The organism is Paeniglutamicibacter quisquiliarum, from assembly GCF_019084045.1.
GTDB classification, from domain to species: Bacteria; Actinomycetota; Actinomycetes; order Actinomycetales; family Micrococcaceae; genus Paeniglutamicibacter; species Paeniglutamicibacter quisquiliarum.
Genome location: NZ_JAHRED010000001.1, coordinates 450,635 through 465,986 on the forward strand (window position 1 = coordinate 450,635; position 15,352 = coordinate 465,986).

General features: G+C 68.1%; 13 protein-coding genes. 5 read left to right on the forward strand and 8 right to left on the reverse strand.

All coding sequences use genetic code 11. The features are described from left to right. Positions 1 to 50 precede the first annotated feature (50 nt). Both KRR55_RS02025 and KRR55_RS02030 read left to right on the forward strand, forming a co-directional pair. On the forward strand, positions 51 to 725 hold the full coding sequence (locus KRR55_RS02025; RefSeq protein ID WP_217387363.1) for a metal-dependent transcriptional regulator: 675 nt from the start codon (positions 51 to 53) through the stop codon (positions 723 to 725). 199 nt (positions 726 to 924) lie between these two features. After that, positions 925 to 2,208, forward strand: a complete 1,284-nt coding sequence (locus KRR55_RS02030; RefSeq protein ID WP_217387364.1) for a dicarboxylate/amino acid:cation symporter — start codon at positions 925 to 927, stop codon at positions 2,206 to 2,208. Positions 2,209 to 2,298: 90 nt separating this feature from the next. Here the strand turns inward: KRR55_RS02030 and KRR55_RS02035 are convergent, their stop codons facing one another. Genes KRR55_RS02035 through KRR55_RS02045 form a run of 3 tightly spaced genes read right to left on the reverse strand, consistent with a single transcriptional unit; the run spans position 2,299 to position 4,897 of the window. Next, entirely contained in the window at positions 2,299 to 3,204 is a 906-nt protein-coding gene (locus tag KRR55_RS02035; protein WP_217387365.1) for a metal ABC transporter permease, read from the reverse strand. Continuing rightward, a complete protein-coding gene (locus KRR55_RS02040; RefSeq protein ID WP_217387366.1) occupies positions 3,201 to 3,944 on the reverse strand; it encodes a metal ABC transporter ATP-binding protein in 744 nt (247 codons plus the stop codon). The genes KRR55_RS02035 and KRR55_RS02040 overlap by 4 nt, the downstream gene beginning before the upstream one ends. Next, positions 3,941 to 4,897 carry a metal ABC transporter substrate-binding protein gene (locus tag KRR55_RS02045; RefSeq protein WP_217387367.1) on the reverse strand — a complete coding sequence of 319 codons (957 nt, stop codon included), beginning with the start codon at positions 4,895 to 4,897 and terminating at the stop codon, positions 3,941 to 3,943. Before KRR55_RS02045 ends, KRR55_RS02040 begins: the two co-directional genes overlap by 4 nt. Positions 4,898 to 5,176: 279 nt before the next feature. On the opposite strand from KRR55_RS02045, the gene KRR55_RS02050 reads away from it, so the two are divergent. Continuing rightward, on the forward strand, positions 5,177 to 5,956 hold the full coding sequence (locus KRR55_RS02050) for a VOC family protein (RefSeq protein ID WP_217387368.1): 780 nt from the start codon (positions 5,177 to 5,179) through the stop codon (positions 5,954 to 5,956). Positions 5,957 to 6,134: 178 nt separating this feature from the next. Here KRR55_RS02050 and KRR55_RS02055 read toward each other — a convergent pair whose 3' ends face one another. From KRR55_RS02055 to purB, 4 genes are all read right to left on the reverse strand, one after another. Continuing rightward, a complete protein-coding gene (locus KRR55_RS02055; RefSeq protein ID WP_254455742.1) occupies positions 6,135 to 7,643 on the reverse strand; it encodes an FAD-dependent oxidoreductase in 1,509 nt (502 codons plus the stop codon). Continuing rightward, on the reverse strand, positions 7,640 to 9,808 hold the full coding sequence (locus tag KRR55_RS02060; RefSeq protein ID WP_217387369.1) for a molybdopterin oxidoreductase family protein: 2,169 nt from the start codon (positions 9,806 to 9,808) through the stop codon (positions 7,640 to 7,642). Before KRR55_RS02060 ends, KRR55_RS02055 begins: the two co-directional genes overlap by 4 nt. After that, on the reverse strand, positions 9,809 to 11,203 hold the full coding sequence (locus tag KRR55_RS02065) for an MFS transporter (protein ID WP_254455743.1): 1,395 nt from the start codon (positions 11,201 to 11,203) through the stop codon (positions 9,809 to 9,811). A 277-nt stretch (positions 11,204 to 11,480) separates the two neighbouring features. Further along, entirely contained in the window at positions 11,481 to 12,890 is a 1,410-nt protein-coding gene (gene purB, locus KRR55_RS02070; RefSeq protein ID WP_217387370.1) for an adenylosuccinate lyase, read from the reverse strand. A gap of 181 nt (positions 12,891 to 13,071) precedes the next feature. On the opposite strand from purB, the gene KRR55_RS02075 reads away from it, so the two are divergent. Then, on the forward strand, positions 13,072 to 13,392 hold the full coding sequence (locus KRR55_RS02075; protein ID WP_217387371.1) for a hypothetical protein: 321 nt from the start codon (positions 13,072 to 13,074) through the stop codon (positions 13,390 to 13,392). Between the two features lie 16 nt (positions 13,393 to 13,408). After that, positions 13,409 to 14,833: a hypothetical protein gene (locus tag KRR55_RS02080; RefSeq protein WP_217387372.1), complete on the forward strand. Its 1,425-nt coding sequence runs from the start codon at positions 13,409 to 13,411 to the stop codon at positions 14,831 to 14,833. A gap of 40 nt (positions 14,834 to 14,873) precedes the next feature. Here KRR55_RS02080 and KRR55_RS02085 read toward each other — a convergent pair whose 3' ends face one another. After that, positions 14,874 to 15,266, reverse strand: coding sequence for a phage holin family protein (locus tag KRR55_RS02085; RefSeq protein WP_217387373.1), 393 nt, complete (start codon positions 15,264 to 15,266; stop codon positions 14,874 to 14,876). Positions 15,267 to 15,352 lie beyond the last annotated feature (86 nt).

Consider the following 15,352-nt stretch of genomic DNA (forward strand, 5'->3'; position numbering starts at 1 on the left):
ACACCCGCGGGGGAAACCCCCGTGCGGGCGTCCTCTGTAGACTCGTAGACATGTCGGTTTCGGAACTTTCCATCAGCACGCAAAACTATCTGAAGGTCATCTGGGGTCTGTCCGAATGGTCGGACGACCCCGTCACCGCAACGGACATTGCCCAGAAATCCGGGCTCAGGGTTTCCTCGGTCTCCGACGCGGTGCGCAAGCTGACCGCGCAGGGGCTGGTCAGCCACGCGCGCTACGGCGCCGTCGAGCTGACAGCGCTGGGCCGCAAGTATGCCCTGGACATGGTGCGCCGGCACCGGCTGCTGGAAACCTTCCTGGTCCAGACCCTGTCCTATGACTGGGACCAGGTCCACGACGAGGCCGAAAACCTCGAGCACGCGATGAGCGACTTCATGGTCGAGCGCCTCGACGCCTTCCTGGGACACCCCGACCGGGACCCGCACGGGGACCCGATCCCGAGCGCCGAGGGCGTGCTGACGCTGCCCGACGCGGTGCTGCTGAGCACCGTGGAACCCGGGGTGCCGGTGACCGTGGAGCGGATCAACGACGAGGACCCGGCACTGCTGCAGTACCTCAGTGCGCAGGGCGTCGTGCCGGGTGCGGGCCTGGTCATCACCGAGGCGGCCCCGTTCTCCGACGCGGTGCTGCTGTCCGTCACCGGGGTCCCCGGCACCATCAGCCTGGGCCGGCAGGCCACGGCGGCCCTGCACGTCTCCCTCGGCTAGCGCCGAAACGGGTCGGGCCAAGTCACCGGCCGGAGGCCGCCGGCCACCGGTCCGCGCGCCCAATGCGGGGGGCCGTGGCTGGCGCTTGCCCTGATTTCGGAGAACGGCGCGCACCGTCTACTATGGCTGAGGCGTGGGCTGCGCCACAACCAGCGTGCCCGTGCCCGATCGCACCGATCCCGTCGACCTGAGGACCCCCATGAAGCTGCTGAAATCGATACCCCTGCTTGGCTGGATTCTCCTGGCCATCGTCCTGGGCATCCTGACCGGCCCGGTGATGCCCGCGTGGCTCGGCGGGGCGTTCCTGACCTACAACTCGATCTTCTCGGGGTTCCTTGGCTTCATCGTGCCGCTGATCATCCTGGGCCTCGTCATGCCCGCCATCGCCGAGCTCGGCAAGGGTGCCGGAAAATGGCTCGGGATCACTGCCCTGATCGCGTACGGCTCCACGATCCTGGCGGGACTGCTCGCCTACTTCGTGAGCCGGTGGCTGTTCACCCCGACGCTTTCAGGAGGAGGGCTTGAGGAGCTCGGCGAGGAAGGCGGCTCGGGCTTCACCCCGTACCTGACCGTGGTGGGAAGCGCAGGCGACTCGGCAACCGAGATCGTGCTGGAGCCGGTGATCGGCGTCATGAGCGCCCTCGTGCTCGCCTTCGTGATCGGGGTAGGCCTCACTGCCTTCCACTCCAGAGTGATCTTCCGCGGGGCCGTCGAGTTCCGCACGATCATCGAATCCGTGATCCGGCGCATCATCGTGCCGGCGCTGCCGCTGTTCATCTTCGGCATCTTCATGGACCTCGCCGCGAGTGGCGCGGCCGTCACGGTCGTGACCAAGTTCCTGCTCGTGGCCCTGGTGTCCTTCGCCCTGACGCTCGTCGTGCTGTTGGTGCAGTACTCGGTGGCCGGCTCGATGACCGGGCAAAATCCGCTCAAGGCATTGTGGCGGATGCGCGATGCCTACTTCACCGCGCTGGGCACCTCGTCCTCCGCCGCGACGATTCCCGTCACGCTCGCCTCGACCAAGAAGAACGGCGTCTCCGACTCGGTTGCGGGCTTCGTGGTGCCGCTGTGCGCGACGATCCATCTCTCTGGCTCCATGGTCAAGATCACCTGCTTCTCCATTGCGGTTCTGCTGCTCTCCGGCGGCGATGTATCGTTCGGGGCGTACTTCCCGTTCATCCTGATGCTCGGCGTCATGATGATCGCGGCCCCCGGCGTACCGGGCGGCGCGATCGCCGCCGCGGCCGGCCTGCTGGCGCAGATGCTCGGCTTCGGCGAGGTCGAGGTGGGCCTCATGTTCGCCGCCTACATCGCCCTTGACAGCTTCGGCACGGCCACCAACGTGACCGGCGACGGCGCCATCGCGCTGATCATGAACAAGCTCACCCGCGGCCACCTCGGCGCGCAGGCACAGGATCCTGCCGACGAGACGGTCGAGACCGCGGCCGGCGGCAAGGCCGAACCGCACGCCCTGGCGGAGTAGGGAACACCCCGCAGCACCAACGCCTGATGCCGATGTTTCGAAGCGAAACATCGGCATCAGGCGTATCCGGGACCGGGGCGGGGATGCTTCCTAGCGCTCCCCGCCGGCCCGCCGGAGCACGGGGGCTCCGCGACCGGCACGCGCCCGGCGCACCGAGGCAGCGAGGCGGCGACCCAGCAGCCCCTGGCCGGGGCTGAAGAGGTAGACCAGGGCGAACACCGCCCCCTGCGTCAGCACGACCATCCCGCCCGAGGCGGTGTCCAGGTAGTAGCTGACGTACAGCCCGATGACCGCGCAGGCCACCGAGATCGCCGGGGCGATGACCAGCATCCGCCCGAACCTGTCGGTGAGCAGGTGCGCGGTGGCGCCGGGGATGATCAGCATCGCCACCACCAGGATCACGCCCACCGCCTGCAGCGCCACCACGGAAGTCAGCGCCAGCAGGCCCAGCAGCGCCGCCCCGAGCAGCCGCGGGTTCAGCCCGATGGCGTGCGCGTGGGTGGAGTCGAAGGCAAAGAGTGTGAAGTCCTTGCGCTTGAGCAGCAGGGCGCCCAGGGCCAGCACGCCCAGGATGACGATCTGGATGAGCTCGGGCTTGGAGACCCCCAAGAGGTTCCCGAAGATGATGTGGCCCAGGTCGGTCTGCGACGGGGTGACCGAGATCAGCACCAGGCCCAGGGCAAAGAGCGTGGAGAAGACGATGCCGATGGCCGCGTCCTCCTTGATGCGGCTGGTGTCGCGCACCGCCCCGATCAGCGCCACGGCCAGGAAGCCGAAGAGCAGCGCGCCGATCGCAAAGGGCACCGAGAACACGTAGGCCAGCACGACTCCCGGGAGCACCGCGTGGGAGACCGCGTCCCCCATCAGCGACCAGCCGATGAGCACCAGCCAGCAGGAGAGCACCGCGCAGACGGCGGCCGCGGTCACCGCGGTGGCCAGCGCGTTGATCATGAATCCATATCCCAGCGGCTCGAGGAGCAGGTCGATGGGGTTCATGCCGCATCCCCCCGGCCCAGGACGTCCAGGCCGAAGGCCAGGGCCAGGTTCTCGGGGCGCAGCACCGTCTCCGGGTCCCCGTGCATGAGCACCTTCTGCATCAGCAGCACCGCCTCGTCGGCCAGGTTCGGCAGGGCGTGCAGGTCGTGGGTCGAGACCAGGATCGCGGCCCCGGCGGCGGCCTGCTCGCGCAGCAACCGGGTGATGGTGGCCTCGGATCTCTTGTCGACGCCCGCGAACGGCTCGTCGAGCAGCAGGATCGTGGCGTCCTGGGCGATGCCGCGGGCCACGAAGGCCCGCTTCTTCTGGCCCCCGGAGAGCTGCCCGATCTGCCGGCGTGCGTAGTCGGTGAGTTCCACGCGTTCCAGCGCCTCGTCCACCGCCAGCTTGTCGGCCTTGGAGGGGCGGCGGGTGAATCCCATGTGGCCGTAGCGGCCCATCATGACCACGTCGTGCACCGAGACCGGGAACGCCCAGTCGACGTCCTCGCTCTGCGGCACATAGCCGATGGCCGCCGACTTGCGGGCCTGGGCAGGGGTGCCGCCGTTGATGCGCACGGTTCCGGAATCGGGCTTGACCAGGCCCATGATGGCCTTGAAGAGCGTCGATTTCCCCGACCCGTTCATGCCCACCAGGCCGCAGATGCGCGAGTTGTTCAACTGGAGGGAGGCCGATTTCAGGGCCAGGACATCCCCGTAGCTAACGGTGAGGTCGGTGACGGTGACCGCAGGGGTGCTCACGGCTTCTCCCCGGTCAGTGCCTCGAGGATCACGTCGGTGTCGTGCCGGATGAGGTCCAGGTAGGTGGGGACCGGGCCGTCGGCCTCGGAGAGGGAGTCGACGAACAGGGTGCCTCCGTAGCTGGTGCCGGAGCCCTGCACGACCTGCTGCATCGGGGCGTCGGAGACGGTGGATTCGCAGAACACCGCCGGCACCTCGTTCTCCTTGACGAATTCGATGGCCGAGGCGATCTGCCGCGGGGTGGCCTGCTGCTCGGCGTTCACTGCCCAGATGTACTTTTCGGTCAGGCCGGCGTCGCGGGCCAGGTAGGAGAAGGCCCCCTCGCAGGTCACCAGCGCCCGCTCGTTCTCCTTGAGCCCGGAGAGCCCGTCGATGAGGTTCTTCTCCAGCGTTTCCAGCTCGGCGGTGTAGGCGCGGGCGTTCTCGGTGTAGTACGCGCCGTTTTCCGGATCGAGCTCGATCAAGGCGTCGCGGATGTTGGCCACGTAGCGCTGCACGTTGACCGGGCTCATCCAGGCGTGCGGGTTCGGCAGCCCGGTGTAGGCGTCCTCGGAGATGTCGATGACCTCGATGCCCTCGCTGACCACCACGTGCGGCACGTCGAGCTCGGTGATGAACTGCTCGAACCAGGCCTCGAGGTTCAGCCCGTTGTCGAGGATGAGCTGCGCGCGCGAGGCCTTGGCGATGTCCTGGGGCGTGGGCTCGTAGCCGTGGATCTCGGCACCGGCCTTGGTGATGGATTCGACGGCGATCTTGTCGCCCGCAACGTTTTGGGCAATGTCGGCCAGCACGGTGAAGGTGGTCAGCACGACCGGGCGGTCGGTGGGACCCTGGCCGGAGACGGCCCCGGGGGAATCGCACCCGGCAAGCGTGGCGGCCAGCGCGATGCAGGCCAGGGTGGCCGAGAGGCGGCGGCGCCAGGAGGAGGCGCGGGCGCGGGAAGGATTCGTCATTGAGGTCCTATGCGGTGCGGTGTGTCGAGCGGTGAAAGAAGCGCGTAATTCATAGTACGGCATGACGTAGATCAATGTACGCCTTGGCGTAACTTTGGTGGATCTGGCTGTCCGGCACGCGATGGCGGCGGCGGGTGTGGGCCGGCGGGCAGCAGGGTGCGGGCAAAGCACGGGCTACTGCCGGGTATCGGGCCCCGGGCCATTGATGTGCCGCGTCCACGGGCATAGACTCGCGCCTGAACCCACCTTCACACAATACGTTCGATAGTTGGAGACGCCATGCCCAAGCCAGACCTGACCGTTGGATCGCCCTGCTGGATCGACCTGCTGACCTCGGATCCCCAGAAATCACAGGATTTCTACAACACGCTCTTTGGCTGGACCTACGAGGCAGGGGACCAGGAGAAATACGGCGGCTATATCACCGCGTCGAAGGACGGGAAGATGGTTGCCGGGATCATGCACAACGACGGCACCTCCGGTTCCCCGGACGTGTGGACCACGTACCTTCGCGTGGATGACATTGACGCGGCGGCCAAGTCCGCGACCGAGCACGGAGGCCAGGTGTACATGCCGCCGATGGAGGTACCGGAGCAGGGCAAGATGGCGATGTTCGGTGACGCCGGTGGAGCTGCCGTGGGAATCTGGGAGTTTGGCGGTCACACCGGATACGAGGTGGCGGCCGAAAACGGCGCACCGGCCTGGCACGAACTCTTTACCCGGGACTTCGCCCCGACAGTGAAGTTTTACGAGGACGTCTTCGGCTGGGAGACCGCCGTGGTCGGGGACACCGACGAGTTCCGCTACACCACGCTGGGGGCCGGGGACGACTCCAAGGCCGGGATCATGGACGCCAGTTCGTTCCTGCCGGAGGGCGCACCGGCCAGCTGGCACGTCTACTTCTCGGTCGAGGACGCCGACGCGGTCATCGAAAAGACGCTGGCACTGGGCGGCGCTGTCGTCCAGCCCGCGGAGGACACGCCCTTTGGGCGCAATGCCGCGTTGAAGGATCCCACCGGCGCGGAGTTCTGGATCACCCAGGAAATCGCGCAGGGCTGAGAGTGCCGGAACCGGACATCCGGGTTTCCGGCGACTAGGGGGAAACATTGACGCCGGCGCCTTGTCGCTGGGGGTGCGAGGTGCCGGCGCCAATGTCCGCCGTGGGTTCTCCACGGCGGTCGGGTTGCATGCCGCCACCCGGCGGAGACCGGAAGCAGGTCGACACCGGCATCCACGCCTAGGCCGGGACCGAAACCCGAAGCATGGCCTCGATCGTCGCGCGGCACCCGCCGCAGCCGGTGCCGGCCCGGCAGGCGGCACCGATCTCGGCCACGGTGGTGCAACCTTCCTGAACGGCTTCTGCCACCTGGCCATGGGTGGCTCCGGTGCAGCGGCACAACTGGTCATCGGCGCCTGCCGCGACGAGCGACTCGGGCAGGCCCGGGTCATCGAGCCGCAGCAGCGTGGAACGGTCCCGGGGCAGCGTGCTGCCCCGCTCAAAGGCCAGCACCAACTCGGCGCCGGTGCGCGGCAACCCGATCGCCAGGAAGCCGGTCAGCACCTCCCGCTCGGTGACAAGCTTCAGGTACTGGCCCGCCGTCGGATCGGCAAACACGCTCACCCGCGCCCTGCCCTCGTCCCACGGGCCTGCCGTCACGTTTCCGGCAACGACCAGCTCCAGCCCCTGGCCCTTGAGCATCAACACGTTGGAGGTCTCGTGGCGCGGGGCGGCGGTCGGGGCATCCAGCGGCCCGCTCGCCGTGTCCGGGGCCGGGGCCCGGTGCGTGAGCAGGAAGTCGGCCAGCCATGCGGCCTGCGCCCAGCCCGGGGCCAAGAGCCCGGCCGGCGCCGTCCCTGCCACCTCGGCGCAATCTCCCAGCGCGAAGACCCGGTTCTCGGTGTCGGCCACCAGGTATTCATTGGTTTGGATGCCCTTGCCCACTTTCAACCCGCACCCTGCGGCCAGTTCGGTGCGTGCCCGGACCCCGCAGGAGAGCAACAGGGCATCCCCGGTGATCTCCCCGTGGTCTTCGGTCGCCAGCGCGGTGAACCCGTGGGCGTCCCGCCGCACGGCGGTGGCCCTGACCCCGGAAACGACCTCGACGCCCGCGGCGCGCAGGGACCGTGCCAGCAGCATTCCGCCATCTGCGTCCACGGAACGACCCAGCGGGGCGGGACCGTGGTGCACCAGCACGGGTCGGTGCCCGGCCTCGGCCATGGCCAGCGCAGCCTCGATGCCCAGGATGCCGCCGCCGAGCACCAGCACCCGACCGCCGGATTCCAGTACCCGGTTCAGCGCCGCCGCATCCTCGAGGGTGCGCAGCGCCATGACTCCGGCAGGCAGGTTTGCCTCCGCATGCGGGGCGAAGTCCAGCCCGTTCAGCGTCGGGACCACCGGGCGGGCGCCGGTGGCGAACACCAACCTGTCATAGCCCAGCACGCGGCCCGACCCCAGGCGCACCTGGCGCCGCGAGCGGTCCACCCGCGTCACGGTTTCCCCCAGGTGCAGCCCGACGCCCGCCGCCACCAGGCGATGCGGATCGATCATGGCCAGATGCTCCGGGGAGGTCGCGCCGCTGGCCACCTCGGCCAGCAACACGCGGTTGTAGGCTGCGTGTTCCTCGGCGGAAACGACATCGAGGGTGAACAGCCCCGCGGCGAGGCCCGGAAGCAGGCCCTCCAGCAGCGAGGCGGCGACCGGGCCGAAGCCGATGACGAGGATGCGTTCGCGGATCGTCTCACTCATGATTCATCTCCCAAGGGGTGCAGGGACACCGGTGCGTTCTTGAATTCGGGCATGGAGCTGACCGGGTCCACCCGGGATCCGGTGAGCAGGTTGGCGTTCTGGGTCCCGGCAAAGTGGAAGGGCAGGAACACTGCGTCAAGGCGCACCGCGGTGGTGAGACTGGCTCGGGCCACGACTTCGCCGCGCCCGTTGCGCACCGCGACGCGTTGGCCCTCCGCGATGCCGTGGGCAAGCGCCGTTCCGGGGTGGATTTCCAGGCGTGCCTCGGGGGCGGCGCCGGCCAGCTCGGGGACCCGGCGGGTTTGCGTCCCGGATTGGTAGTGCTCCAGCAGGCGCCCGGTGAGAAGCGCCAGCTGCCCCTCGCCGTGCAGTGCCTCGCCGCCGGCATCCGGGTACACCGGGATGAGCCGCGCCCGCGCATCGGGGTGCGCGAAGCCGTCCAGGAAGAGCCGGGGCGTGCCCGAGCGCCGCCCCGGCACCCGCGACACCGGGTGTTCGGTGGAGCAGGGCCAGTACACGGCCGCCCCGGCGTCAAGGTCCTCCCAGTCGATGCCCGAGTAGTCGGCCAGCCCGCCGGCCGAGGCCAGGCGCAGCTCCTCGAACACCTCGCGGGCGTCGGCCGAGAACGTTCCGGGGGAGTCCAGCCGCTTGGCGAGTTCGGCCATGATCCACAATTCGCCGCGTGCCCCCTCCGGTGCCTCCAGGGCCTTGCGCCGGCGCAGCACCCTGCCCTCCAGATTGGTCATGGTGCCTTCCTCCTCGGCCCACTGCAAGACCGGAAGCACCAGGTCCGCCTCGGCGGCGGTCTCGGAGAGAAAGAAGTCGCAGACCACCAGGAAGTCCAGGCGGCGCAGCCCGGCCAGGACCTTGGAGGCATCCGGGGAGGAGATGACGGGGTTGGACCCGTGGACCATCAGCATGCGGGACCCGGATTCGGTGCCCAGGGTGTGCAAAAGCTCGGTGGCGGGGATGCCGGGGCCGGGAATCATTCCGGGGTCCACGCCCCACACCTTGGCTACGTGCGCCCGGTGGGCGGGATCGGTGATCTTGCGGTAGCCGGGCAGCTGGTCGGACTTCTGCCCGTGCTCGCGCCCGCCCTGGCCGTTGCCCTGCCCGGTGATGGTGCCGAAACCGCCGCCGGTGGTGCCGGGCAGCCCGAGCAGCAGGGCGAGGTTGATGGCGGCGGTGGTGGTGTCGGTGCCGTTGGCGTGCTGTTCGACCCCGCGCCCGGTCAGGATAAACACGCCCCCGCCGCCGGCCCTGGCGGCTGCTGCTGCGGCGGCCAGGGCCCGGGCGGTGCGCCGGATCTCGGCGGCCGGGACGCCGGTGGTTGAGGCAACGCGCTCGGGCCACCAGGCGCCGAGCGAGGCGCGCAGCCCGGCCAGCCCGTTGGTGCGCTTCGCGACGTAGTCGTCGTCTGCCAGGTTCTCGGCCAGCAGCACGTGCGCCAGGCCCAGTAGCAACTCCAGGTCCGTGCCGGGGGTGGGCTGCAGGTGCCAGCCGGAGCCATCGCTGCACAACCCGGCCGTGGGGGAGCGCCGGGGGTCCACCACGATCAGCCCGCCGCAGGTGCGGGCGTTTTCCAGGTGCCGCACAAACGGCGGCATGGTTTCCGCCACGTTGGATCCCAGCATCAGGATCATCGAGGCGGCATCAAGGTCCACCAGCGGGAAGGGCAGTCCCCGGTCCAGGCCGAAGGCCCGGTTGCCGGCGGCTGCGGCCGATGACATGCAGAAGCGCCCGTTGTAGTCGATGCGCGAGGTGCCCAGGGCCAGCCTGGCGAACTTGCCTAGCTGGTAGGCCTTCTCATTGGTCAGCCCGCCGGCGCCGAAGACTGCCACCGCATCGGCCCCGTGCTCCTTGCGGATCGATGCAGCGCGCCGCGCCAGCTCGTCCAGCGCCTCGTCCCAGCCCACCGGCTCGAAGCCGCCGTCCTCCCGGCGGCGCAGCGGGGTGCGCAGGCGTTCGGGATGGTTGAGCAGGTTTCCCGCGCTGTATCCCTTGCGGCACAAGGCGCCGCCGTTGGTCTCGAAGTCGCGTCCGGCCAGCAGCACCGGATCGCGCGCCTCGGCGCCCGGGCTCGGGTCCAGGCTGATGCCGCATTGCAGGGCGCAATAGGGGCAGTGCGTGGGCGTGGTCTTGGGGTCAACGGCGGTGGCTGTCATTTAGATGCTCCGCCCGGCCAAGGCCGTGCCGCGGCGGATGTAGCAGAACCAGACCAGGAACATCAGGGCCGCATAGAACGCCACGAAGAGGACGAAGGCAGCGCTGTAGGAGCCGCTCTTGGACAGCGAGAGCCCAAGGGCCTGCGGGATCAGGAATCCGCCGTAGGCACCGATGGCCGAGATCAGCCCGAGGGCCGCGGCTCCCTTGCGGGCAGCCGAGACGTTGCCGGTGCCGTTCGCTGCGCGCAGCGCGAAGACGACGGGGATCATCCGGTAGGTCGAGCCGTTGCCGATGCCGCTGGCGGCAAAGAGGATGAGGAACAGGGCCAGGAAGACCCAGAAGTTCGCGGCGGGAAGGATGAGGACCACGGCCATGGTCACCAGGCCCATGACGCCCAGTGCGCCCAGGGTGATGCGCGCGCCGCCGTGCCTGTCGGCGAGCCTGCCGCCGGCGGGCCGGGCGAGGGATCCGACCAGCGGGCCGAGGAAGGCCAGCGAGAGCGCCGCGGTTCCCAGGGTGAAGGAGGAATAGTCGGGGAAGGTGTCGCGGATCAGCTTGGGGAAGACCGCGGAGAACCCGATGAAGGATCCGAAGGTTCCGATGTACAGGGCGGCAATGATCCACAGGTGTGGTTCCCTCAGGCAGGCCAGGGCGCCGCGAACATCGGAGCGGGCGTTGGACAGGTTGTGCATGTGGCGCTTGGCGCCCCAGGCGGCCAGCAGGATCAGCGGGATCCAGATCAGTCCGGCCAGCGGCAGCTGCAGGGAGCCTGCGGCGAAGACGGTGACGGCGATGGGCACCAGCAGCTGGGCCACCGCGGCGCCCAGGTTCCCGCCGGCGGCGTTCAGGCCCAGCGCCCAGCCCTTTTGCGATGCGGGGAAGAAGTAGGTGATGTTGGCCATCGAGGAGGCGAAGTTGCCGCCGCCGAACCCGGCGAGCCCGGCCAGCGTCAGCAGCATCCAGAAGGGCGTTGCGGGGTTGGAGACGGCCACGGCCAGGCCGCCGGCGGGAATCAAGAGCAGCAGCGCCGAGACGATGGTCCAGTTGCGTCCGCCGAAGCGGGCGACCATGAAGGTGTAGGGGATCCGCAGCGTGGCTCCGACCAGGCTGGGCATCGAGATCAGCCAGAAGAGCTGGCCGTTGTCCAGGTCGAATCCGGCGGCCGGCAGGTAGACGGCGACGACGGCAAACAGTTGCCACACCACGAAGCCCAGGAATTCGGCGAAGATCGACCAGTAAAGGTTGGTGCGGGCGGTTTTCTTGCCGATGCCTTCCCAGAATGCAGGGTTTTCGGCGTCCCAGTTGTGTACCCAGCGTCCCGGCCCCATGTCGAGACGGACCTGCGTGGTCGGCGTTCCGGTGCGATGTTGTTCCTGCTCTAGCTGTGCGCTCAAGGCGTATCGTCCCCTCGTCCCTGGTGGTTGATGCCTTAAGCATTCCCGAGGGAGGTTTCGCCGGGCCGCACTTGATGTTGCGGGAAGCGAACATGTAGATCACCGCGGAGCCTGGGAGGGGAAGGAAACGGAAACCTGTCCGAAACATGGGCACCCATGCCGCCCGGCACCCGCCGGATCCCGCGTTAAAGGCCGGTGGCCTGCCCGGATCCATGCGGATCCCGGCAGGCCACCGGCCTTGGGGTGCCATGCGGCACCCCGCCAACACTTGTGCGGGCTACTTCTTGAGGTGGTCGACCAGCTTCGAGGCGATGCCGTTGTAGGACCCCGGGGTCAGCGCCAGCAGGCGTGCCTCGGCCTCGGCCGAGAGTCCCAGCGAGGAGACGAACTCCTGCATGCGGGCCGCGTCGACGCGCTGGCCGCGGGTCAGGTCCTTGAGGCGCTCGTACGGGTTTTCCATGCCCTCGACCCCGGCGATGGCTTCGGCGCGCATGACCATCTGGATGGCCTCGCCGAGCACCTCCCAGTTGTGCTCCAGGTCGTTGGCCAGCACGGCCTCGGCAACGTCAAGGCGGTCAAGGCCCTTGGCGACGTTGGAGATTGCCAGCAGCGAGTGGCCGAAGGCGGTGCCGATGTTGCGCTGCGAGGAGGAATCGGTGAGGTCGCGCTGCCAGCGGCTGGTCACCAGGGTGGAGCCCAGGGTATCGAGCAGGCCGTTGGAGATCTCCAGGTTCGCCTCGGCGTTCTCGAAGCGGATCGGGTTGACCTTGTGCGGCATGGTCGAGGAGCCGGTGGCACCGGCAACCGGGATCTGCGCGAAGTAGCCGATGGAGATGTAGCTCCACACGTCGGTGCACAGGTTGTGCAGGATCCGGTTGAAGCGTGCCACGTCGGCATACAGCTCGGCCTGCCAGTCGTGCGACTCGATCTGGGTGGTCAGCGGGTTCCAGCTCAATCCCAGGCCCTCGACGAAGGAGCGCGAGACTTCCTGCCAGTCGGCGGAGGGGACCGAGGCGTAGTGGGCGGCGTAGGTGCCGGTGGCGCCGTTGATCTTGCCCAGGAACTCGGTCTTTTCGACGCGGTCAAGCTGGCGGGTCAGGCGCCAGGCCAGCACGGCAAGTTCCTTGCCCAGGGTGGTGGGGGTGGCGGGCTGTCCGTGGGTGCGCGAGAGCATCGGCACGTCGCGGGAATCCTCGGCCATCGTGGTGATCTGGGCGACCAGCGTGCGGGCCGCAGGCAGCCAGACGTTCAGGACGGCGTCCTTGATGCCCAGGGCGTAGGAGAGGTTGTTGATGTCCTCGGAGGTGCAGCCGAAGTGGACCAGCGCGGTGAGGTCCTCGATGCCGATGTTCCCCAGTCGGCGGCCGATGTAGTACTCCACGGCCTTCACGTCGTGCACCGTGACGGCCTCGATCTCGGCCAGTTCGGCAACGGAGGCGGCGTTGAAGTCGGCGACGATCTTGCGCAGTGCGGTGCGCTGGGCCTCGGTGAGCGGGGAGGTGCCCGGAAGCACGGAGTTGTCCGTCAGGTGGATCAGCCATTCGACCTCCACGTGGACACGGTCCCGGTTAAGGGCCGCCTCGGAAAGGTGGTCGACCAGCGGGGCCACGGCGGCACGGTAACGACCGTCCAGGGCACCAAGGGCGAGGGGTTCGGATGCAAGTGAAATGCGCGCGGAATCAGCCATGGTGCCCATTCTTTCACGATTCATCCCGCACACGCCCAGAGCGTGACGCCGCCCACTTCATGCTTATCCACACGCAGTGGCCTCCCGACGGCCGGAGCGGCCGGCCGCTGTCACTGTTGGTTTCAGGACGACGGTTCCGGGAAACCGGTGCGGATACGGAAAGGACGTGGTGGGAAAGACCATGTTGGAAGCAATTGCCGATGAAATGCTGATGCGGGTGGTTGCCGCCCAGGCCGCGGTGTACCGGGCCCGTGAACAACTTGGGCAGGTGCTGAACCTGGAATGGGAGTCACCTGCCGGCAGGGCGTTTCGCGACCGGGCGGCGGAGCTTGCCGGCAAGGTCGCGGACCTCGACACCAGATTGGAGGCGGCTCGCGGGGAAATCTGGGCCGCCCGCGCCGACCTGGCCGAGCTGGAGTCGGTGATCCTCTCCACGATGGGCCCGATGGGTCCAGTCGTTGCACCGTGGGGTCCGCCGCGAGGGCTGCTCGGGGCACTGTAGGTGAAAGGAGGCCGCCATGGGATACGAGGTCCGCGGGGGACCGGGATCGATTCGGTACTCCATCACGGAGCTTGAACGCACCGGGTCCATGCTGGGCAGCGCCAAGGAACACCTGATCGAGGCCGCCGGTCTCCTGGCACGGGCCCCGGATTTCCCCGCCGTGACGATGGCGCACGGCAACGCGGGACTGCGCCGGCAAACAACCGACGTGGAGAACGGCATCCGCGAGGCCACCTCGCTGTGCTACCTGCGTGCGGCCGAAAGCGGGATACTTGCCCTGAAGGTCGTCACGGCGCGTGCCCGTTATGAGCAGGCCGAGGCGGAGGCGCAGCGCCTGGTGACAAGGTCACGCGTCGACCGGCTGCCGCTGACGCTGCTCTGGGACCTGTTGGGAAACAAGGGACGGCCGCGTACGCAGACCACCGAGGATCTGCTCAACGAGTTGCCGGGATTCATGGGGGTGCCGCTGGGATTCCTGCGGGGCAAGGAGCACGGCGGACTGTTCCAGACTCCCTATCCCGACCGGCTTTACCGGTGGCTCACCGACTTGTTGCGGGACCAAAACCTCGTTGACCTGTCGCCCATCGAAGTGCTCGGCCGCGGACGGGACCAGACCGTGGATATCGACGGATCCGTGGAGTCCCTCGTGCGGTTGCAGAAACTGGCCGAAAAGGAGCCCCCGGGAAGCCTGCTGGTCACCCGGGTCGAGCGGCCGGAAGGCCCCGTGTACGTGTTGACGCTTCCCGGGACCCAGTCCGATCCATCCCTGGGCGCCAAGAGCAGGGTCTGCCGGCCCGACGGAACGGATTCCGGGCAGGAGTTGGGCAATCCCTGGGACGGCCTCGGCCTTGTTGAGGGGATGGGCAATGAATCGCGAAACCTGATCCCGTCCATCGAGGACGCGCTGAGGCAGTCCGGGGCACGCAACGGCGACCGCGTGGTGGTGAGTGGCTACAGCCAGGGCGGAATCCACGCGACCAACATCGTCAACGACGATCACCTCAACACTCTCTTCAGCTTCTCCCTGCTTTCAACCTTCGGGTCCCCGACGGGACGGATTCCGGTCCCGAAGGACACCCAGGCGTTGCATCTGGAGGACAGGAATGACCTGGTGCCGGGCACCGATGGCAGCCCGAATCCCGATGAGCGAAACCGGCTGACGGTGGTCTTCGACGGTCCCGACGAAACAAAGGAGTTGGGAAACGATGGATTCGGGGAGGCGCACAAGCTCGAAAACTACGAGGCGCACGCCAAGGAGCTGCGCAGTGCTACGGATCCCGGGGTCGTGGAATCGATGGGACTGCTGGGCGCCCTTTTCGGCAGTTCGGGCCGGGGCCGGGTCCGGTCCTTCCAATTGGCCCGCCGGCCCAGGTCCGCGGTGAAATTGCCCGGCAGGGACCGAAAGCAGGATCGGCTGAAGGAGATCGCCCCGCCGCACTAGGGCCCGGCAACGCGGCGCGACGCCGGGAAGCAGCGTGGTGCTAGCGCTGCTTCGGTGCGATCCAGCCCATGACGGCCGAAACGAGGGAAATGATGAGGGCACCGAGGATGGCATCCCAGAAGAACTTGTCAACGTGCAACCCGAAGGGCAGGTACTGGGTCAGCCAAGACGTCAGCATCAACATGGCCGCATTGATGACCAGGGTAAACAGGCCCAGGGTCAGGCACGTGATCGGCATCGACAACAGGCTCACGATCGGCCGGACCACGGCATTGACCAACCCGAAGACCAGGCCGACCACGAGGTAGGCCAGGACAATGCCCAGGGTCGCGTCGGAGGACTCAACGGCGGTGACGGTGATGCCGGGGAGGACCCACGCGGCGGCGGCAAGGGCCAGCGCGTTGATCACCACCCGGAGGATGAACGCAATCATGGACCCAATACTGGCATACCTTTCTGTGTCCCGGCGCAGTGGGTCCGCCGTTTTCAGTGGAGCCAAGTCAGTGAAACACATGGCGC